The organism is Sinomicrobium endophyticum (assembly GCF_052983315.1).
In genome coordinates this window covers 1-21,799 of record NZ_JBRKIS010000033.1, presented here as the reverse complement: position 1 = coordinate 21,799, position 21,799 = coordinate 1, and the positions used below count along the sequence as shown (strand labels likewise).

At 42.0% G+C, this 21,799-nt stretch carries 24 protein-coding genes and 1 pseudogene; all 25 read left to right on the top strand.

Features of this window, described 5'->3' with window-relative positions:
- The first annotated feature begins 163 nt into the window (after window positions 1-163).
- Window positions 164-1,840: a glycoside hydrolase gene (locus ACVBDU_RS12875; RefSeq protein ID WP_447180149.1), complete on the top strand. Its 1,677-nt coding sequence runs from the start codon at window positions 164-166 to the stop codon at window positions 1,838-1,840.
- Between the two features lie 381 nt (window positions 1,841-2,221).
- Window positions 2,222-2,722, top strand: a complete 501-nt coding sequence (locus ACVBDU_RS12870; RefSeq protein ID WP_148044335.1) for an SMI1/KNR4 family protein — start codon at window positions 2,222-2,224, stop codon at window positions 2,720-2,722.
- Window positions 2,723-2,891: 169 nt separating this feature from the next.
- Window positions 2,892-3,425, top strand: coding sequence for a hypothetical protein (locus ACVBDU_RS12865; RefSeq protein ID WP_123217806.1), 534 nt, complete (start codon window positions 2,892-2,894; stop codon window positions 3,423-3,425).
- A gap of 21 nt (window positions 3,426-3,446) precedes the next feature.
- On the top strand, window positions 3,447-4,319 hold the full coding sequence (locus ACVBDU_RS12860) for a hypothetical protein (RefSeq protein ID WP_447180148.1): 873 nt from the start codon (window positions 3,447-3,449) through the stop codon (window positions 4,317-4,319).
- A 23-nt stretch (window positions 4,320-4,342) separates the two neighbouring features.
- Complete coding sequence (locus ACVBDU_RS12855) at window positions 4,343-4,729, top strand: hypothetical protein (RefSeq protein WP_447175801.1); 387 nt, start codon at window positions 4,343-4,345, stop codon at window positions 4,727-4,729.
- Complete coding sequence (locus tag ACVBDU_RS12850) at window positions 4,722-6,467, top strand: hypothetical protein (protein ID WP_447180147.1); 1,746 nt, start codon at window positions 4,722-4,724, stop codon at window positions 6,465-6,467. Before ACVBDU_RS12855 ends, ACVBDU_RS12850 begins: the two co-directional genes overlap by 8 nt.
- Entirely contained in the window at window positions 6,464-6,589 is a 126-nt protein-coding gene (locus ACVBDU_RS12845) for a hypothetical protein (RefSeq protein WP_447175803.1), read from the top strand. The genes ACVBDU_RS12850 and ACVBDU_RS12845 overlap by 4 nt, the downstream gene beginning before the upstream one ends.
- Window positions 6,590-6,715: 126 nt before the next feature.
- Window positions 6,716-7,066, top strand: coding sequence for a hypothetical protein (locus ACVBDU_RS12840; RefSeq protein ID WP_447180146.1), 351 nt, complete (start codon window positions 6,716-6,718; stop codon window positions 7,064-7,066).
- Window positions 7,067-7,286: 220 nt separating this feature from the next.
- On the top strand, window positions 7,287-7,829 hold the full coding sequence (locus ACVBDU_RS12835; protein ID WP_123217809.1) for a CbrC family protein: 543 nt from the start codon (window positions 7,287-7,289) through the stop codon (window positions 7,827-7,829).
- A gap of 564 nt (window positions 7,830-8,393) precedes the next feature.
- Window positions 8,394-8,963, top strand: a complete 570-nt coding sequence (locus tag ACVBDU_RS12830; protein ID WP_447180145.1) for a hypothetical protein — start codon at window positions 8,394-8,396, stop codon at window positions 8,961-8,963.
- A 57-nt stretch (window positions 8,964-9,020) separates the two neighbouring features.
- Window positions 9,021-9,506 (top strand): hypothetical protein, encoded by a 486-nt coding sequence (locus tag ACVBDU_RS12825; RefSeq protein ID WP_447175807.1) that lies wholly within the window; start codon window positions 9,021-9,023, stop codon window positions 9,504-9,506.
- A gap of 24 nt (window positions 9,507-9,530) precedes the next feature.
- Window positions 9,531-10,085, top strand: a complete 555-nt coding sequence (locus tag ACVBDU_RS12820; protein ID WP_123217812.1) for an SMI1/KNR4 family protein — start codon at window positions 9,531-9,533, stop codon at window positions 10,083-10,085.
- 10 nt (window positions 10,086-10,095) lie between these two features.
- Window positions 10,096-10,518: a hypothetical protein gene (locus ACVBDU_RS12815; RefSeq protein ID WP_123217813.1), complete on the top strand. Its 423-nt coding sequence runs from the start codon at window positions 10,096-10,098 to the stop codon at window positions 10,516-10,518.
- Between the two features lie 3 nt (window positions 10,519-10,521).
- Window positions 10,522-11,058, top strand: coding sequence for a hypothetical protein (locus ACVBDU_RS12810; protein ID WP_148044339.1), 537 nt, complete (start codon window positions 10,522-10,524; stop codon window positions 11,056-11,058).
- Entirely contained in the window at window positions 11,059-11,511 is a 453-nt protein-coding gene (locus ACVBDU_RS12805) for a type II toxin-antitoxin system RatA family toxin (RefSeq protein WP_123217815.1), read from the top strand.
- A complete protein-coding gene (locus ACVBDU_RS12800) occupies window positions 11,512-12,117 on the top strand; it encodes a hypothetical protein (protein WP_123217816.1) in 606 nt (201 codons plus the stop codon).
- A 3-nt stretch (window positions 12,118-12,120) separates the two neighbouring features.
- On the top strand, window positions 12,121-12,489 hold the full coding sequence (locus tag ACVBDU_RS12795) for an SMI1/KNR4 family protein (protein ID WP_123217817.1): 369 nt from the start codon (window positions 12,121-12,123) through the stop codon (window positions 12,487-12,489).
- A gap of 50 nt (window positions 12,490-12,539) precedes the next feature.
- Window positions 12,540-12,935, top strand: a complete 396-nt coding sequence (locus ACVBDU_RS12790; RefSeq protein ID WP_123217818.1) for a hypothetical protein — start codon at window positions 12,540-12,542, stop codon at window positions 12,933-12,935.
- Between the two features lie 113 nt (window positions 12,936-13,048).
- The gene (locus ACVBDU_RS12785) at window positions 13,049-13,624 is read left to right on the top strand and encodes an SMI1/KNR4 family protein (protein ID WP_123217819.1); all 576 of its coding nucleotides are present in this window, start codon (window positions 13,049-13,051) and stop codon (window positions 13,622-13,624) included.
- 44 nt (window positions 13,625-13,668) lie between these two features.
- The gene (locus ACVBDU_RS12780) at window positions 13,669-14,514 is read left to right on the top strand and encodes a hypothetical protein (RefSeq protein WP_240643156.1); all 846 of its coding nucleotides are present in this window, start codon (window positions 13,669-13,671) and stop codon (window positions 14,512-14,514) included.
- A 98-nt stretch (window positions 14,515-14,612) separates the two neighbouring features.
- On the top strand, window positions 14,613-15,827 hold the full coding sequence (locus tag ACVBDU_RS12775) for a WG repeat-containing protein (protein WP_123217820.1): 1,215 nt from the start codon (window positions 14,613-14,615) through the stop codon (window positions 15,825-15,827).
- Between the two features lie 229 nt (window positions 15,828-16,056).
- A pseudogene (locus ACVBDU_RS12770) lies at window positions 16,057-16,584 on the top strand (transposase); the annotation flags it as partial.
- A 149-nt stretch (window positions 16,585-16,733) separates the two neighbouring features.
- Window positions 16,734-16,958 (top strand): hypothetical protein, encoded by a 225-nt coding sequence (locus ACVBDU_RS12765; RefSeq protein WP_148044341.1) that lies wholly within the window; start codon window positions 16,734-16,736, stop codon window positions 16,956-16,958.
- Window positions 16,959-17,047: 89 nt separating this feature from the next.
- Entirely contained in the window at window positions 17,048-20,101 is a 3,054-nt protein-coding gene (locus tag ACVBDU_RS12760; protein WP_447180144.1) for a DEAD/DEAH box helicase, read from the top strand.
- Window positions 20,102-21,191: 1,090 nt separating this feature from the next.
- Window positions 21,192-21,799: phage tail-like protein (locus tag ACVBDU_RS12755; RefSeq protein ID WP_514372382.1), on the top strand; the 608-nt coding region annotated here is incomplete at its 3' end.

The window sequence follows — 21,799 nt, the reverse complement described above, 5'->3', positions numbered from 1 at the left end:
TAAAACAGCTAGTAGCTGTTTTTAGTGAAGGGGCCAGCTGGTGTGCCGGCAGAATAAAGGAACCAAAGGCGATGTCCTGAGCTTGCCGAAGGGATAAAACTTAGACAGTCTCTGAAATAATCGTGAAAATCAATCAATTTTTATGAACCAAATATTTTATACAATGAAGTCAAAAAGAATTTTCGGCCATGCCGTCGGGATCCTGTCTATCTCCTTCATGGTTATTGGCTGTGCACCCCGGACCGGGGAAGATGAAATAATAACGGAAATAGACGATCCTTCGACCGAAATTACCCTCGATTGGGACAAAACCTACCAGGAGATTGACGGGTTCGGAACTTTTGCCGGAAGGGCAAAACCGCTTTATGAATCTGAAAACCGCGATAGTATTATTGAATATTTATGGGGCCCAAGTGGATTACAGTTAAATATGATCAGGGCTGAAATACTTTATGAATATCCGTTTGATGAAAATAGCGGAGAGGTGACCGTACCCGGCAATGCTGAAATAAACGCGGGCCCTGGTGGTATCTACCATTCCCTCGGTGAGATCCGGAAACAACAAATTGCCCAGGGCTGGATATTAAAAAATGTCGAGGAGAAATACCAGGTTCCCATTAAACTTGCCAGTGCATGGTCCCCTCCATTGTATATGAGACTGGATTCCACGCAGGGGCATTCGAAAGTAAAATTACCGGAAATTCCGGGATTTTCAAATTTGGAAGATGCTCAAAGATCAATAAAGATACTTGAACCCTATATAAAAGGAGAGAAGCTTATTGCCAACGGAGTAGACCCTGAGAAAAGACCTGATTTTGCCCGTTATTTAGCAGGTTTTGTAAATGCATACAAGGAAATGGGTATAGAATTTGACGCCATTTCACCCAGTAACGAACCGGATAATGTGGTTAGCGAATGGGTAAATGCATTCTGGATGCCCGGCGATTTAGGCAGGTTTATTTCTGATGACCTCAGGCCTGCTTTAGATAAAGAAGGTTTGCAGGACGTAAAGATCATAGGGCCTGAGAATGCCGGTTGGGCAACCAATGATTTATTTTTGAATAATATGGACCGAAGCAATATAGATATTTATGCAGGGCATGGTTATAAGGAGATAATGATGCATATAGGAGAGCGTTTAGTACGTGTAGAAGAAGCAACCGAGAATACCGAAGATTTCGAGAGTTGGTATAATGCATTAAATGAAGCACTGAGCAGGGAAACTCATGGGGATTTAAATACAGATCCCATACCGTGGAGTTTCTCAACGGGTGATAAAAAGGTATGGCTCACCGAAGCCAGTGACGATTCGCAGCAGGCAACTGGTAAAGGGGGCGATGCATCGATGTCTGCAGGACTGAAACTGGCAACCCAGATGCATAAATTCCTTACGCTGGAAGGGAATAGTATAAATGCCTATGTGTATTGGCTTGGGATGTTAGATAATGATAATAATGAGGCATTGATATGGGATATCAACGGTTCCCTGAAATTCCCTAAAACATACGATGTCATGGGGCATTTTTCCAGAGATATCGAACCCGGTTATATAAGGTTCGGGGCTAAGGTGAATAAGCATCCCGAGGACCTGTTGCCTTCGGCTTACAGGGACCCCGATACGGGAAAAATGACCGTAGTTATAGTCAACCGGGGAAGTGATGCCTACCGTACTACTTTAAACCCGGGGTTTGATACGGATGAGCTCAAAGGATACCAGACTAGAGATAACAGTACAGTACACTGGAAGGAAGAAGTTGTTGTAACTAAAGAAGAATCCGGGAAATGGACCGTTCTGATCCCTGCAAAAAGTGTTATAACTTTAGTAGGAGAGCGGAATTAAGGGGGATTTTCGGGATATCCCATAGATATCCCGGGCCGGTAATATCCCTGAAAATAATGATTTTATCCGGCCAATGCAATACTTATATTTGGGAATCACCTGAATATGGGCTTATGACCGGTATTGGCGGGATTTTACTGTTTTGTTTGTGTGATCATATTTTGGTGAAGAGACCTGGCTGTGCTCCCTGATGATGTCCGCAACGGATTCGCCGGGCAAATAGCACAAGAGAAGAAATACCGGGAAGGAACGGTTATAAAAGGGTTTCGCTCAAAAGAGGAATGATACAAACCGAAAATAGTTCAGACGATCGGAAAAGACGGGCAAACCCCGCTCATTTGACGGGAGCGTATACCAATGCCTGTAAAATCTGAAAAAACAATGTGGTACGACAGACTTAGATTTTACGATAAACAACCGGGACTTACCGAAACGCCCGGAGCAGACTATTTCACAAAACCTTTAATTGCAGAAGAAATCAAAGTCTGGCAGATGGAAGAACTGTATTCCGGATTTCAGGCGGATGAGAAAGTGAATATCCCGGCTTCACTTTATTTACCCAAAGAGTTCCATAAGTTACTATGGTATTCCAATGGCGGGACGATTATCAATGGAGACCGGGAGTTTGATTATTTCTCCCTCCGGGGCATCAGGTATTTCTATTTTGCTTACGGCTTCCCGAAATGGGCTCCCTGTTTCCTCCCGATTGCCTTTAACGGTGGAGGAGTGTTTTACGCTTACGATTTCCGGGATACAAGGCATATTCATCTTGTGGCGGCAAGTGCTGGTAACCTGGATTACGAAAGTGCTGTTTTTATCGGAAAAACATTAACGGAAGTCCTGGGTAAGACAACTAATATTGAAGACGAGCTTTATGTGTAAAAGAAAATAACGAATCAGTTATCAAGACATAAATGAACTTAAAAACACCCATACTGACCCTCATTGTATTGGCAACCTGCCTGACTTCGTGCGGACAAAAAACAAAACTGAAAAAGCCGGACCAATTCGTGCATCCCTGCCTGCAGGGTCCAACTGACAATGGAAATCAATGAATACATTTCAGAAGAAATATGTAAGTGAGCGAATAAGTATCATTACAAGTTGTGCAATGCTGATCTTGTCAGTAATCATACTTCTTGTTCTTTTAAAGGAAAAGATCGGGAATGTCTTTGAAACCACCCCTTTCAACTTAATGAAGAACGGGGACACGGATGCGGGTGTATTGAAATTCTTATCCCGCGTGTGTTTCTATTTGGGAGGAATTGTTATCTTTCGTTTAATAAACAAACGCCTGTGTTTTTACAGTCTGGTTCCCATACCATTTGTTACACTGGCGGTTATGATCTATTTTGGCCTGTTTTATCCATACGGCCGCCACAGGGATGTGCTTGCACTTCTTTTCCTGGTTATTCCGACAACGATATGGCTCTTTTTTCTTTTTCGTCAAAAAGCTCACCGGGCCCCGATTCAAAAAATCGTTGCCATCCCCATTTGTGTGCTGGGAGCAATGCCCGTATTACTCATTTTGTTAGTTTTAATCCTGATAACACTTCGCGCTGTTGGAGTCAATATTTATTTTTAGAGTCGTGAATTTTATAAATCTATGACTACCATAATAATGAACTTAAAAACACCTGTACTGACCCTCATTGTATTGGCAACCTGCCTGACTTCGTGCGCTCCAAAAGCAAAACTGACAAAGCTGGACCAATCCCTGACCCGTAATTATGTAACGATGATGGAGGCTAGCCCTGAGATAAGGTTTGACAGCCTGGCTCCCCTTTTCAAAAACCGGCTCAAGACCGAATTGACAAAGCCCGGCACATTAAAATACCCGTTCGACAGTCTGTCAGAGAAGCTGTTTAACGTTACCACTGATGACGGGAAATTCAGGATATTTTCCTGGGACGAGCAGGATACTGGAAATTGGCACCATATTGCCGTATTCGGGCAGTTTAAAACCGAAACGGGCCGGGTGGCCGTTCAAGAATTTTCTCCGTTCTCCGTCGATGAAATGGAGGGAGGAGGCTATTCAGACTCCTATACCTATGAAATCCATACCCTGACCATTGACGGTAAACCCCACTACCTGGCCCTCGGGTCGGGTACACACGGTTCCGGGTTTAAACATCAGGTGGTACAGATTTTTAAGATCGAAGGCGATAGCCTGACTCGCTGCGGCAGTTGTTTTGAAGAAGGATCAAGATCATTTGGCACAGAAAAATATTCCTACGATTACCTGGTCATCGAAGTTCGTAGAGGAGATTATATTGATTTGAAATTTAACTCCGAAACCAACGAGATTACCTTCAACGAGTACGTGTATCCAGATTATTCATATGCAAAGGAACCCCAAATAAATGCCACTACTTTAAAGCTGGTAGATGGGGTTTTTAAGACCGTATCCTCTGTGAAGTTGTCCGACGAGCAAGTGAAGGATCTGCAGGAAAAAGAGAAACCCGCGGTAGATTGGTAACAATTACAGATACAATAAAAACGATGCTATCGAGGACAGGCCGGGCTGGCCTGTTGTGGTTATTACTTGCTTTGGCGTTCGGGTTCTTTTCCTGTGACAGTATGCAACGCCTGCAAGGCTATGTGGTAGATGCCGAAACAGGGCAACCTGTTCCCGGGGTAGCGTACAGGCGATATGACAGAAAAAAAGCGTTGCGGGATACCATAGGCCCTTACGGGGTTATCCGGCCGCCGCAAACCGATAGTTTGGGTAGGTTTTCAAGCTATAAGATAGACAACCCGCTTTGGCCGCGAATGAAAGTACGTTTTGAGAAAGAAGGTTACGGCCCGGTAGATCTGAAATGGAAACCGAAGATAGGTAGAGATACGTTAAAAATCCGGTTAAAAAAATACAGCAAAACAGATGAATAAAACACCTCCCTTCCAACTCAAACGCTTATCGGAGATCAGGCACCTTTTGCCTGATGATACAGCTGCTGCCCAAAACCATGATTACCGGCAAAGTTCCGACTCTAAAGACTATCGAAGGCGCTTTGCCGAAAACGTCGAAGAAATCTACAAGATGCCCGGGATGGATGAGGCAGACAAGGATGCCATCCGGGATGCCCTCGCGCAGCATCCGCCGGACGGGAACCCTGACGAATGGGTGCTGACCCTTGGATTTGACCGGCCGGAAAAGGGGGATTGGGAGATGGAAGACCTTGACCTTGACAATATATGGGAAACCCTTTCTTTTAATAAGCCCGGTGATCTGCCGGAAGGAGAGCCGCCCTTTGTCTATCTCATTGCGGTAAACGGCAACCTCAACACCCGCAACATTTACAACCGGGAAACCGATGGCGCCACGGGGCTGGTTGTTCTCGGTAACCTGCAAGCGGATAATATCGTAGCGGGCGGACAAGAAATTTATGTAACAGGCGATTTAAATGTAAAAGGCCTGTTCTGGGGCGATTATAACCACGGTGACCTGGTCGTGGCCGGTGAGATCGCCGTACCGGTCTTTATCAGTACCGATTATAATTTTGACCACAAGCGGTTTGAGACCGGGGATCGGGTCCGGGTAGCACATTGGTTGTGGGACGAAAGGGAAGATGAATTTGACCGGGAGCAACTGGAGGCGCTCTTCAGGCCCGAATGCCTGGAAGAAGACCCTGAGGATGAACTGTACAGTTGGAAAGACTGGCTTCTTGCCGAAAAGATCATCAGTCGACTGGCATCCGGTTTACCTGTTCTGCTGGAAAGCCCGAAGGGATACCCGCCGCCTGGGAAAGAAGTCCCCTTTGTATTTGAAAGCCACCAATTCAACAACACCAACCTGCAACGCCTCCGGGAGTCGCCCTTGTTTCTCGATCATATTCATCCCCAAGGAGCGGAAAACCGCAATCAACGGCTGGAATACTGGCGTGACGGGATTTTTAAACGGGTGCTGGTTGTCAAGGAAGAACCTTGCTCGGAAGTGGTTTATTTCCAGAAAGAAGACAAAGCGCTGGTCATCCATTATGAAATGTACAAACCAAACCTAATGGAACGGCTGAAGGGGCTTACAGACCGACATGAAATAGCGATATATTGCCGTACATTAATAAAAGACAAAGAGACCGAATGGGAAGGTTATGACCCCGCATTGCCGGCACATAGAAAATTCGGGGAGATGACCCAGCCTCTTTGGGAAGACCTGTTAAAGGAATGGAGTGAAATGGAATATTGGCATGCGCAATTCAGGCAAACGGTATCAGTAGAAAAAATTGAGACCATTCTGGCCCTTCCGTTAGTCAGGGACAAATACAGCGATTATTACAATGACGAGGCCGACGACCTTTGGCTGGGAAACCAGGGCTATCAGTTCCGGCAACCGGATAATAAACAAGGTAAGTGTCCACGTATCAGTCTGGTCACACAGTTAGGTTATGACGAAGAAACCGGGGAAGGGGAATTTGAGTTCTATCATTTTGATGTGAAAAAAATGGCAAACGGGCAAGTGGGCGTGGTCCTGTACACCCAAAAAGATAACGGGTACGACAGCAATATCCATAGCGTCCCCCCGGATAACATTAAAGATTACCGCGAGGGCATCTGTTGTTTTGAGCGGTTGGAAAGCCGGGTTTTTAAAAGGAACGATGTGTATTTATCTACAAAAAATGACAGATGAAAAAGATTGATTTTGAGAAAAAGGAAGGAGGATATTTCATGCGCGGGAGCTATTTTACCATTCTTTGTATGGGTTTGACTATTTATGCTTTAGGCAGCGGGAATCATATGCTTTTAGCATAAATTATGAAAGGTAACAGCATGTATCAAAAACCACGGGGCATATTTTTCTTTTTCAGTATCTGTTTATGCGCTTTTATACCGGCGCAAAACAAAGAACAAAAACATGAACCAATATCAGATAACCCTATGCAGGATACCCTTTTGATTGCCTATAAGGACAGTACATACCAAATGACCATTGGCGGCCTGAAGCAGCTCAAACTCCGCTTAATCGAAGCCTTGAAACAACAGCAATCTCCGGAAGCATATGGGTATCTCATTGAGGAACTTCAAAGGTACTCCCACCCCATCATAACGGACAGCACCGCCTTTATAGGACAATGGCGGCTTAAGACGGAGCGGCAATCCTTGTGGTTGGAACGCCAACAGATGCCACGCGCTCCCCTGATGCTTTTTCACCTTGCCGAACTGGTGTTTGCCGATGGGCAGTGGAAGGTAAAGAAGATCACCTACAAAAAAGTTTGGGGGAAGCCTTGAACCGGGGGGTAAAGAATAGGATAAACATCCCGCCGGGATATATTAAGCTCCGAGTAGGGTAATAAAGGGGTACCCTAAAAGATATATAATGAAACACCCATGATAAAGTTTCTTTTACCACAAACAAGCATGAATATGGGTGTTCCATCCCTCAATGTTTCGGGACAGGTAGTGACTGTTGAGAAACAATAAAAATATACACATGAAATAAACAGGAAATATGGAATTACCGAAATTCAAGTACAGCCCGAACGCTTTTGACCTTGACCTTTTTGACAAAGAGGAGGGAGTTTGTGATGTATGCAATGAAAAAAGAAACCTTAAATACAACAGCTCCTTTTACAGCAGAGAAGAACCGGAATATATCTGTCCCTGGTGCATCGCAAACGGGAAAGCCGCCGAAAAGTACAGCGGGGAATTTAATGATTATTGTGGTATAGAGGGCGTATCGCCCAACCCGAACGATGCAGCACCGGCAATACCCGAGGAGCTATTGCTCGAAATCACCGGCAAAACACCAAGCTATACCTCCTGGCAACAGGAAGTCTGGCCGACCCATTGCAATGAGCCTTGTGCGTTTATCGGCTATGCCGATACGAAAACAATAGCACCGCTCATGGATGAACTGAATGAGGATATAGAAAAAAGCGGTTATGGAGCTGAATTGATTAAGAAACACTTATCAAAAGACGGTAGTTTGGTTGGTTATTTATTTCAATGTGTAAACTGCGGACAGCACCGGCTGCATGTTGATAGCGATTGAAAGAGGTGAAGCGTTCTGATGCCCCGGTCACATTTATCACACCTTTAAAATGGATAAATTTATTGGAAACGGTATAGTATACATCGATATAAAAGTTTAATCCTATTAAAACAGAAAAATGATATTTTTTTACGGAATCAGGAGCACACACTTACAAACGCTTTCTTCATCACATCGCGGACTGCAATGCCGACATTGTAAAACAGAAGGGAGTACTTTTGTAAATGTTTTCGGCAGGTATTTTCACTTCTTTTGGATCCCTTTATTTCCTGTTGGAAAAACAGGGGTTGCGGAGAGCAGGCATTGTCAATATGCGTGGAGAAAACGGGAATTTTCTCCACAATTGAAAACCGAGTACAAAAGGCTAAAGGAAAATGCCAAAACCCCGGTCTGGCATTTTATAAGATTAATTCTCATGGTTGTGTTGATAGTTCTGCCCTTTGTGGTCTCACTTGTGGGAAGGGCTTTTAACGCATAAATCCATAGGCAAACACATCATATAAATCTGATGATGGAAGCAAAAAAAAGTTTATAGAAACGGGCATAAACAGCGTAAAGGAGGCATTGGATGCGATTGCAAATATGGAGGTGGCGGATATCTATGCAATATCATTTTGGTATGCTAACGAGGATGACAACCCCAGGCACCCGAAAATAATCCTGAGCTATAACACAATGTCAAATTACCGGAACAGAGTTGCGGATGCCTCAAGCGAAATGGAAGCCAAATGGAATTATGCTTTTTGGTTACAAAACGATATAGCAGAAATAGGTGGTGAAAATGATGAGCTGTTGAAATCGTGGTTTAGGGAAACACCTTATTTTTACTCGGATCTGGAAGATGAGGAAGCCGAAGAAGATGAAGCCGAAGAAGATGAAGCACTGTTCGATAAGCTATTGGAGTATGGAAATGGTTTTAACCGGGAGTTTATCGATGTAATAATTCTCTTAATCCAACGCCTGTTCCGTGAAAAAGTAATTGAAAGGAAATTCGGGAAAAGCATCCCGGTACTGCTGCACAGGCTGGAATATTCGGATAAAACCATCGGTTGGGTAAAACGGGCAAACCCTGTGCGGCTGACCAATGAATTTGTCAAAGCCTGTGAAAGCTGGAAGAAGGATGGGGTACGATAGATTTCGATGTTATGGCAAGAACCGGGGATATGTAAGTATACCTATAAAGATAGAATTATGCAAAAAATAACCATTCCGGATACGATTAAAAACACCCTGCTGGATATCAACTGGCTGAGCCGGACCGGCGCCGGCTCGTCAGACCGGGACGTGGTGACCCTTTCCACGGTGAGCGTGGCATCAAGACACCTGGAAAGCCCGGAATGGGAAGATGTAACCTTACAAGCTGCCAATGAAATCACCGCGCGCCTGTCTGTAAACAACCATCGTGATTTTCATCATTGGAATACTTATGCACAGGAAGCCCGGGAATTTGTGGAAACCCATATCCTGCCGGAGCTTCCGGATGTACATGGTTTTGATAGTAAACTGATCATCCAATGCGTCAGCTGGGACACCGTACATTTCATTATGGAGCGTATATACCGGAGAGGGCTACGGCCACCATTTTTTTATGAAAACCTTATTCAGGTCTATCAATCGGGCCACTTGCCTTGTGGCTGGGAAGGACGATGGCCCGATGGTAAACTTAAGGTGTATTAATCATAACAAACCAACAGAAAGGATATGGAAACCACATTGGCAAACCTGGAACACAGGTTGAAAGAAAACCGGGCAGACTATTTCCGGTGCCTGCAACCACCATTGACAATTAACGAAATCTGCCATTTAGAAGAAAAATACCAGGTAAAGCTTCCGGGTGACTTAAAAGCATTGTACCAATGGAAAAACGGGCAAAAGAATGACTGCTACAAGGCTTTTGTCAATAATTCGATGTTTATTCCTTTAGGAGAGGTATTGGATATAGCTGCGGAACTGACTTCGATGATCGGGTTTGATTTTGATGTGGAGAACTGGTGGAATGAACAATGGATCCCCGTTTTCCATAACGGCGGTGGAGATTATATTTGTTATGACACAGGAGGGGTCTTTACAGGGCGAAAAGGACAACTCATTGAGTTTTGGCACGCCGATAACAACCGGAATGTTATTGCCCCGTCACTGACAGTTTTTCTTTCACAGTTAAACAACTATTATCAATCTGTTCCCAACGGAAAGTTTGACGAGTACATTTCCCCGGAAACAATAGACGGTTATCCCAAAATATTTATGGTGGAATAAACACAGTGATATGAAAAATAAAGACGAACTCACCCCATATTTCTATACCGTTATAGCGGTTTCCGCACTAACTATCATCCTTATGGTCGCTACTAATGCCGCGGACCGGAGTCTTGCCTGGATATTTTTCGGCTTCCTGCTTTATATCCCTTTACTTTTTGTTAAAAACCGGGTGTTGATAGGTATAGTTATAGCCGCAGAATACCTTTTTCTGTTGTCCGTTTTTTGGCTGTTTATGATGTTGCTTAAATATGAGCCCGGGGGAGAGCTGGTTCCGTTAGCACTGTTTATCGTGCATTCGTTGATACGGTTGTTTATTTTCCTTAAAGTAGCGGGAAGCCGTTATGCCTTGCTCCTGGCCATAGCTATAGCTCTTTTAATAAGTATTCCGGTATATTGGTATGGAACTACGGATTACCTTAAATTGATGTGAGAGTTGAAAACAGTTAAAAAGATAACAAACTTGAAAACCGGTAAAAGGCATATGGAAAGTACGATTTCTTCTGTGATAGAAATTAATGCACAACCTGAAACCATTTGGGATAATATTACCAATGTCAAAATAGAACAGTTTTCCGATCCGGTTATTTTTAGACTTCTCGATATACCCAAACCACTAAAGGCAGAAATGCTGTCAGAAGGCCAGGGCGGAAGGCGAATTGCTTATTTCGACAGCGGGAAAAAGTTTGTACAGGAAATTTTGGTTTGGAGACCCTTGATTGAATATTCATTTACATTTAATCCTGAAAAAGAATTCAGGGTCTGTTACTTTTTCGAACTTTCGGAAGGCGTTTTTCAAGTTCCGGCAGGTGCTTATTATCTGATAACTAAAGAGCAAACCACAACCTTAAAACTAACTACAACTTATAGTATTGACAGGCGATTACATTTTTTATTTAATATTCCCGCAAGACTAATTTTAAAATCTTTCCAACGTTATTTGTTGACGTCAATTAAACAAAACTCAGAATAAATGGCAGCAATAAAATTTACTGAAACTATTCTAATTGGCGAAAAAGCAGAGAAAGTTTTTGATTTTACGCAGGATTATAATGAACGACTAAAATGGGACACTTTTTTAAAGAAGGCAGACTTAATTGAAGGTGCAACAACGGCTGGTAAAGGAGTTAAAGCCTATTGCGTGGCTAAAAATGGAATTGGCATGGTGACGGAATATGTTACTTTCAATCGACCAAAGGTAACCGCAATCAAAATGACAGAAGGCCCGTTTATGTTTAAATCCTTTTTAGGTTCTTGGACATTCAAGGAAATTGAAAACAATAAAACAGAAGTTGCTTTTCTATATTCATTTTTGCTTAGGTTTCCGTTCAACCTGTTTACCGGAACCATAACACGTAATTTACAGGCAAACGTTAAGCAGCGGTTAACTGACCTTAAAACAAACATCGAAAAAAGGCATCATTAAATGAAACCTACCGTTGACAAAGACAACTTTCCCGAAATGGTATCCCGTCCTCATCGTACCTGGACCTGGATGGTACGGGTAATTTTTGCACTGTTTGTGCTCTTACCCATTGCCGCCCTCTTATACGGGGCGCCGGTTTTACTTTACCGGGAAGCACGCTCCGACAGTAACGGAGGTTTGCTGCTTTCGGGCCTGTACTACGTATTGATCACCGTATTGTTAATCTGGCATTTTAAAAAGGCAAAACACAATGCCATAACACAAATAAGAGTAGACCGTTCGGGGATTCATTACGAAAAGCTGAATGACGCTACAGATTCCATTTTGTACGCACAATTGGAGAAAGCTCCTTCGCCTTACGAACACGATATTTTTACAGAGGATTCCTATTCTTATATGGGAGAGCACGGAATGATGGGGACTACTACCTATTTGAAAGTGTTTAGGAAAGGTAGTAAAACCAGGGTTCCTTTTGCAAATACGGATGTGGCCTTTGCATCTGTAACCATAAACAGGAAATCCCTCCAAAGGCATTTTATCAAGGGGCTTTCATTGTTCCGGCCCGATCTGGTAATTTCTCCTTCAGTCAGTAAAATTAAAACTTAAACAATGGAAGAAATACCGTCGGGCATTAAACACTTAATTGAAAGGATATGGGAAGAGCCTTTGCACACCCGGCTCTTATCCGAAAAGATTGATTTGGCCGGTTATAAGGGACTCGGTGATATCCCCGACCGGTATATACCGATCGAAGAGGTTTTCCCGGAAAACGAACTGAATGCTATCTGGAACAGGTTTAAACCTTACCTTCATACATATAAGGTATTCCCGTTTTTGGGCACGTTGGGAGAAGCCGTAATTGGTATAGGATATGGCCGGCAGAACAGCGGTAGATTGTATTACTTCGATTTTGATTTTGGTTGTTTTCCGTTGGATGATAATTTGGATCATTTTATAGCCGGACTGATCGAGAGTTAAAAGTTTGGTTAGCCCGTATAGAAAAAACAATGACTAAATAGAATATAGCAATGAAAACTATACCTGAGAACAAAATTGAACTTTATCTTAAGTTAGGACGAAAATTAGCCTGTTTTGTAAAAGTTTACTGGTATTTTGAAAGTAGAACATTTGATTGGATTAAGCTCGAAAAAAGTGATTTAAATTATAAAGCTACTTTAATCCGGAGTTTAGATGAAGGAGACGAAATTTTTAATGATGTAACGGAATTTGAAACATGTAATGAATTGGATAAAGACGAGAACGATTTTTTAGAAGGAGATATTGAAACCATTAAACAGTGGATGATGGAAAAGTTTGATTTAAAAATGGACGGATTTCATCAAATGAATGACTTGAAGGTAAAATATATGGAACTTGTAAAAGAAAACAAATTGGGAAGTCAACTGAACGATGGACATATATAACTATGTACAACAATGGTAACCGTTGCAACAAAGGCTAAAAGTAATCCGGATACACCCACCTTGGATTTATCAAGGCTTTAAGTGTTTAGTCCGTATGGAAAAAGAATAAAAAAATGACAGCAGCAGAATTTAAAAAAGAATGGAAACCGGATGATTTTTTCGGGTGGACTGAGTTCAGTCCTGAACAACTAAAACGGACGACTTTATCCGTATCGACAAAAGATTTCTTAAAGGGAGGCTTTCCTGAGAATGCCGCCCCGTTCCTCAGTTTCGGATTAGGGGACTTTGGTGGAAAATTCCGTACGGTTTCCGAATACTATAACGGTTATCACAGTCTCGGTACCGATGCCGGGAAGTACTGGGTTTTTGGTGTCGACGGGGCGGGAAACCCCATTTGTATGGATGCCGGGACCAATGACCGGATTGTGTTGCTGGACCACGAAGATAAGTTTCAGCTTGACAGCATCATAAATAAGAATGTGGCAGAACTGGCCCGATGCCTGGTGGCGTATAAAAAAATCAATGAACAAATACGGGCGGAATTCGGGCAAAGGGGAATTGCCGATGCTAAATACTCCCCAAAACACATAGCAGAGCTGCAAAAGGCATTTCAGGAAATCAATCCGGATATCTTTACCGAATCAGATTTCTGGAGAGATTCCATAGATGATTTGTTGCAAAACTGTTAGCATCTGACAACATTTAAAGAGAAAAGAATGCAAAAAATACGGGAATGAAGAAATATCAAATACTGACAGTAGTACTTTTTTTATCTGTTCTTGGTTGTAACTGTCAGACCAATAATGCACCCCAATTGACCGCTTTAACCACAAAAGCTGAAAAAGAAACAAAGCAAAGTTCCAAGCCTTTTGACACTATATCCAAGACCATTCACATTTTTGTGGCGCTGTGCGACAATAAATATCAAGGTATTGTTCCTGTTCCGGCCAAAATCGGCAATGGACAGGACCCTCATAATAATTTATACTGGGGTTGTGGTTTTGGAGTTCGGACCTATTTCAAGAACAGTAAGGAGTGGGCGCTTGTCAAAAAGCAAAAATCAGATTCCATAATACTTGAGAGGCTAGTTTTTAAACACCAAAACAAAAATTTTTACCTGGTGGCCGATGCCTATGACGGAAAACATATTAAGCAGTGCACGAAAGACTTTCTACAAAGCAGTTGCGGACAGCTTAAAGACACCTTGGTCATTGACGACAGGGTCATTGGAATTTCCGGGAACTCCGGACTGATTGCATATATCGGTCATGATGGGCTTATGGACTTCCGGTTGAAAGGGCCGTTCAATAACAAGGATAACAAAAAAAGGGATATCATAATTCTGGCCTGTTACAGCAAAAGCTATTTTTCTCCTCATTTAAAAAATGCAAATGTAAATCCGCTTGTATGGACTACGGGGCTAATGGCCCCGGAAGCTTATACCATACACGATGCCATAACGGGTTACACAAAAGCCGAAACCAACGAAAGCATAAGGAGAAGAGCAGCATTAGCCTATTCCAAATATCAGAAATGCAGTGAACGAGCAGCAAGAAACTTGTTAGTAACAGGATGGTAATAAAAAGAAACACCACAAACACCATCAGTATATCCCTTAATGAGGATGTCACTCCTAAACATTAAATATGGATTGTCAACCATTATATATAACCCCTTATGAGTCGTCATCAGCGTCTATACAACACACTGCGTATATGCCAGCTATTCTGGCTGCCGCTGTGTTTTATACAATACAATACCCTATCCGCGCAGGAGCCTGATTATGCCATACCTCCGGAAAACGAATATACGTCACTGTCCGGTTTTTATGAAGGACGGGCTGCATTCAGTGCCCGTGGAATAATACTTAACGGGTATATTGATGCCGAACAAAACCGGGTGATCGCCCCTGAATTTGATAAAGCCAATGCTTTCCGTGAGGGCCTGGCGGCAGTAGCCGTATGGGATTCCGCAAACGGGTACAAGTACGGGTATATTGACAAACAAGGGAATACGACGATCCCCCTGATGTATTCGGAAGCCCGCGATTTTTCAAACGGAATGGCTGCGGTATCAGAGGGGAAAGATAAATCTGGAAGATATAAATGGATGTACATAGACAAAAACGGCCAGGTTCTTTTTCATTCCCCTTATACCGGGGATGACCCCGGGAGCTTAAACAGTGGCCGCCTGTTGGTCTGGGAAAACGGTCTTGCCGGGTATGTGGATCGATCCGGGAACCGGAAGATTCCTCCACAATACGAACGGGCCTTCGATTTCTCTGACGGGGTGGCCATTGTAAAGGCCAAAGTAAAGAAAAAACGCAAATACAAAAGCGATTTGGTTAGGAAGCTGGCTGAAAAGCTTGAATATGATGCTTATGAATACAATGTTATTGACACGCTTGGTCATATGCTGTTTAAAACAGACGTTTCCAACTTGAACAATTTCAACGATGGTGTAGCAGTATATATGGAGGATGGGAAATGGGGGCTTATGAACAAAAAGGGCAAGGTGATTTTAAAGGCACGTTATCACCAGCAACCTTATGATTTTAAGAATGGCCTGTCCCTCGTTCAGGTTAACGGGGAAGAACAGGATAACAAGGACGGCAGCATACACGTATTAAACACTTCGGGCGAGGTCGTCTCTGTCATTCCGCTCTGCAATGATTACGGCTGTATATATGACAGCAGGTATGGCTTTTATGAGGGGTTATTGGCTGTAAGGATCGTTTCAGGCAAAGAATCGGGATGGGGCTATATCGATATTTACGGGAATTTGCAGGTCTCCCCGCAATTTAGTGAGGCCTTTGACTTTGCCGGCGGATTGGCGTTGGTAAAAACCCTGAAGGGAAAATTGGCGGTCATTAAAAAACCCTTGTTGAAATAGCCCGGCAAACCGGTTTCCTCCCGGATGGTCCCTGAAGGTAATTAGTTGAAAAAATGTTGATCCCTATTGAAGAGAGATAAAAGGCACTGATGGTTGGCAATCTTTGTACGTTATACTTAATATAACGTGAATAATGGATAAGAGATAAAGTAATATTAACATAAAAAAGGAGTAAAACAATTATATTAGTAATTGAATATCATATAGTTATGATTTGAATTTCACTCCCGTGAACGAAGATAAAATTACGAAAATTTTTGTGCAAATTGACGATTTCACCCAACTTTTTGAAGCGGAAATCAAACAATTACGCTTAGAAAGTGCCACCGGGAAGTCAAGAAACCGAAAAAGCAGGCTTTCCGACAGTGAGATGATGACCATTCTGATTTGCTTTCACTTAAGTCGCATTAATGACTTTAAATCCTTTTATATGATGTATCTGTCCAAACATTACAACCATCTTTTCCCGGATTTGGTCTCTTACGAACGCTTTGTGCAAAGTTCCAAACGGATCATGGTACCTTTGATGGTCTTTCTCAAAACCAATGCTTTGGGGACTTGCAGGGGGATCTCTTTTATTGATTCAACAACGGTCAAGGTCTGTCATGTCAAACGGGAAAAGCAACACCAGGTCCTGAAAGGGCTGGCCGCAAAAGGTAAATCCACTATGGGCTCGTTTTTTGTCCCGAAAGCTTTCGGGATCAAACTGCATTTGATTATCAATGACCAGGGGGAAATCCTAAGTTTTTACCTGACTTCAAACCCTCCGATCCCGATTTCAATCGGGATCACCTCCCTTGATCTCAAGGCGCTGTGCTGAGCCTGGTCGAAGTAGAGGAGTTTTTAAAAATACTTAAAATGAGCAGTTTGAGTGCTTTTAGTCCATAAGGCTTGAACATTATTCATGTGCTTTTAAGATTAGAGTTGGGAGTTCCTCCTTCAGTTAGAGAATTAGCAGAAGTTTTAGGGGGAACCTTAAATCGTGGTGAATACCTAGAGTTATGGAAATGTGGAGTAAATGATATAGAACACTTTATTGTCACTGACGAGCAAATATTATTAGATATCCTTTCGAAGAATAAAATCAAAGAAACAAGACTTAAGGTTGAACAGAATATGCAGATGCAATAGGAAGCAATAACATTGCCGGAGATCCCAGCATACAAAGGTTAGTAAAAAACATTAAATTTACGGGTAAACATAATTCACCCGTTAGAGATTTGAAACAACAAGATATATTGCAATTCTGGAGAGATGTCGAGATATTCAATCTTCCTGATTTCAACAAAGATTCCCTATTACTTGAAGTTAACGCTGATTTGCCCTGGTTTAAAGAAAACAGGCCGGGAAGGAAAAATTATAAATGGCGTTACACGCTCATTTTTGGGAAAATTGACAAAAAAGTGATTGTTGAACATCTTAACAATTTGCTGAAAATAGAGGCAGTTAATGACTGGGAAGAGCCTGTTACCGGGTTTAGTTGCCTGTCTGCCCTGATTTTAGACGAAAAGGGTTGCCCGCAGTATGATAGTTATATAACGGCCAGCTATACTTTTGGGATTAGGGCTTTGGAGCAAAATAAAAAGCTTTCAACTGTTCCTGAAGCACTGGAAAGGTCAAAAGAAGATTTTTACGACAGGTACGGTTTTATAGCCACTGACAATACGGAGGAATTACCACAAGGGGAAGTTGTTGTTCGGGAACATCTCAAAAGGGAAATTGATTACCTGGAAAATATCACCGGGTGGTGGAAACAAGACATCAAAATTTATATCCTGGAAGAACTAGTTCCTAAAGACAGTGAGCCCAATACCGGTTTTTTAAACAGTTTCTTTCTGGATGACCTAAATTATCTTTCCTCTATAAAACAAAACCAGTTAGGCATTGCCCTTCAATCTTATTTAACTCTTAACCCTTCTATAGAAAAAAGGAAAGATTTAATTAAAAACAAAGAACTGTTATTCCAGACCATTGACCCCGGTTTGATGACCGCCGGAAGGTGGCCGTCTAAAATAGAATACGGGCTTTATTCAGCACAGGCAGGAGCGGTCAATACAATCTTTTCCAATCTTAAAGGGAATGAAGGTTTACAGGGAGTTAATGGTCCTCCCGGCACAGGAAAAACCACATTGTTACTGGATATCATAGCTGGGATTATAGTTGAAAGGGCGAAAGTTATTTCAGATTTGGGATGCAATGCGCTGTTTGAAAGCGGGTATCGTAAAATCGAAAAAGAATCGGGATATGACCGATATACATACAATCTTAAAGAAGCGCTCCAGGGTGATTTTGGTATAGTTGTAGCCAGTAACAATAATGCTGCTGTAGAAAATATCAGCAAGGAACTTCCTCTTAAAAGTAAAATCGATACAAGCACATTTCCTGATGCCGATTATTTCTCTGATTGTTCCCAATCAATAATTGATGACGAAAGCTGGGGAGCGTTAGCCGCTGCTTTAGGTAACGCTAAAAACAGAAACGCTTTTAGAGAAGCTTTCTGGCAATCCAAAAAAGATACTGAAGAAATTAGGTTTAATGATTTATTATATAATATCTACCGGGATCCTGAGAATGACCAGACATTCCTGCATCGTAAATCCTTTAATATTCAATCCAAAAAACTCAAAAGCCTGCTGAAAGAATTTGATGCGTTCAAAAAGACGGCTTCTTCTTTTCATAAACAACTACCGGAGTATATCAGCAACATAGAAAAAAAAGAACAACGTATAGCAGAAATTACCCGGGTTGAAGCCAGATTGTCCGACCTTTCTACTGAGGAGAAAAGTCTTTTGGAAAAAGAGAACACAACCAGACAAGATGCTGACAGATTGCAATCATTGTTGAATTTGCAAATGCAGCGTAAGCCCTCGTTTTTCTTTTTTCAAAAATTATTTTCCACCTCTAATTTTAAAAAATGGAATTCGGAAGCCGAAGAGCTGATCAATAAACTAAAATCGATTAATTCCATATTAGAGCGTATACGAAAGGAACTGGCCATGAATAATGACAGCGCCAAAGTACTTCATTCCGAACAGGAAAAGAACAAAAGTGATTTATCCGAACTTGATATGTTCGTCTCGGAATACAAAAAATTGCAGGAAATATTATGTAAGGAATATGGGATAGAAACAAGAAATCTGTTCAACATTGAATTCCTGCAAAAGAAATTGGAGGAAATACACCTTCTCAACCCTTATCATTCTCCTAAAATAGCAAAATTAAGAAGCGATATTTTTATAACAGCTACCCGGCTACACCACGATGCCATTCTGGCGAATGCAAAAAGTATCCGAAATAACTTAACGGCATTTTTCGAGATGATTTCCGGTTGGGTAACCGTAGATTCTAAAATGTCTCAAAACCTGTGGGATACATTCTTTTTATGTGTGCCTGTAGCATCTACTACACTGGCATCTGCCAGTAGATTGTTTCCCAAGATAAATAAAGGACAAATAGGCTGGCTGCTTATTGATGAGGCCGGGCAGGCCACTCCCCAATCGGTAGCGGGCCTAATTCATCGCTCAAAACGATGTGTAATTGTTGGTGACCCGTTGCAAGTAGAACCGGTTGTAACCATACCCAAGAAACTGGTTACGAAGTTGAGAAATGAACACCGTGTTGAAGTAGGATGGTCTCCTCACAAAGTTTCTGTTCAGCAGTTGGCCGATAAAGCGTCTTATCTAGGAACCTATATGGACATAGGAAACTCAGAAGAAAGAATATGGGCAGGCTTTCCCCTCCGTGCACATAGAAGGTGTGATGACCCTATGTTTACGATCGTCAATGAAATTGCGTACAGTAACCAGATGGTGAATGCAGTCCCTGAAAATTCAACTACAGAATTTATTGGCGTGTCAAAATGGTTTCATGTTGAATGTTCGTCCACACCCTATAAAAAACATGTGATTCCTGAAGAGGTTGATGTTCTGAAAAATAAGATAAGTGACTTGCTTCAAACGGGGTACGTGGGGAAAATTTATGTTATTTCACCTTTTAAATCCGTCGCCGATTTCTGTTTGAATGAATTTAAGTCACAGAAAAATATCTCATGCGGGACAATACATAAGTTTCAGGGAAAAGAAGCGGATATTGTTTTTCTGGTATTGGGAGGTAATCCTAAATCTCCAGGGGCCAGGAACTGGGCTTCGCAAAAGCCTAATATGTTAAACGTAGCGCTCACAAGAGCAAAAAAACGATTTTATGTAATAGGAAATAAAAAGCTTTGGGGTCCCTGTAAATATTTCAGTACAATGGCTGGTATTTTAGATTATTAGCTCTTCACTCGTATGTAAAGCCCTGCCCATATAAACCATAGCGGCACATAAATATCCATTGAAAGCCTCTACAGGGTCATGGATACAAATAAGTGGCGCCGTAAAATTGATATGACTGCTCTTTTTTTATTTTAATTAAATTAAACATAACCTTCTCTTGAATAGGAATTTTTCTGTTTTGATAGCCTGTCTATAATATTATTCTGTACTGGCTCATAACAAAAGCCCCCCTGCCAGCCCCCGCAGGATACACCCGTTGGCGAGCAGATAAAGTACCTGTTCCTGCAAAAGGGTAATGATAGCGACAAAGTAGTCCGGGAAATGCTGTAAGCCATATCACTGCCCCTAAAAACAGAGGAGGTTAAACAGTTATTATGCTTCAAACCCTCCTCCTATGTTTTTATTACGGTATAGTACCGATGCAAAACAGCATCATATATTTCTTCCAAATGCCGTTAGATCAAGACTCATAAAACTGGAATATAAATAAGGATAAAATAATAGGATGTCCCCTACCTTTTTTATTGATATTCTGTTTTACATTTATTATTGTTAAAACATTGTGAAAATATTAACTATTTTTTAGTGTTTGATCTGCTTTATGTGTCATCTGATCGCATTCCTGTTAAATTTTTAGGGATCGCGAAATATGATATGACAAGGAATATATAACTGTAAGAATAAATTAACATTCTTAAATTTTCAGGATATACAATACTAACCAATTCTAATTCTACGCATAGCCCCGGAATCAGTTAGCTTGTTTTTTCAAAATTGACCATTAACTCCTGTTATAAGTCCCCGACACCGTGGACAACTATCTTGTCATAATAAAAACAGGTGATTTTTATTAAACATAATATCAGTAACCCAAATGTAATACTTATGCACCACCCCAAATGTATTCCCGGATATCCATTCCATTGATTTGGAAAGACATCAGGTTAGGTTTGCGCTTCCATTTGAAAAGACCACTTGGTCAAGTAGAAAATGTGATTCCCTTCTCAGAATGGAGGTAGGGGGGTTGGTAGTTCCATAAAGAAAGGAAACTCAAATTTCGTGTTGAACTATAATTATTTAATTCTGACTTATGAAGAGACTATACGCTTTAGCTTTTTTTCTGGTAGTTGTTTATTACGGGCATGCCCAGGTGGGTATCGGAACGCCCTTACCAGACAGTTCGGCCCAGCTGGATGTTGTGGCAGAAGATAAGGGGATATTGATCCCGCGGGTTGCCCTTACGGGAGCCCGGGACCAGACTACGATTGCCAATGGCAATGTGGAGAGTTTGCTGGTATTTAATACGGCCAGTACGGCAGATGTTAAACCTGGCTACTATTATTGGTATGCAGAAAGCTGGCATCGGGTAGTATCTGCAGAAGATGTGAATGGCGGAGACCTGCCGGATAATGTGATTATCTATAATCCGGCAGACAACCAATTTACCTATGTAGACGAGAACGGGGATACCCAGGTCATTGACCTCTCCGAACTGGTACAGGCCAATGAAACGATTACTACCCTGGTGAACAATAACGACGGCACCTATACCTATACGAGTGAGGACGGTACGGCGACCCTGGTGGATGTCCCTTCCGATATTGTGGAGCAGATCACCAACCAGGAAGGCGCTGTATACGAACAGCTCACCCAGCTTATTGAAGCGTCCGCAGGCAATGTAAGCTTTGACGGTACGAC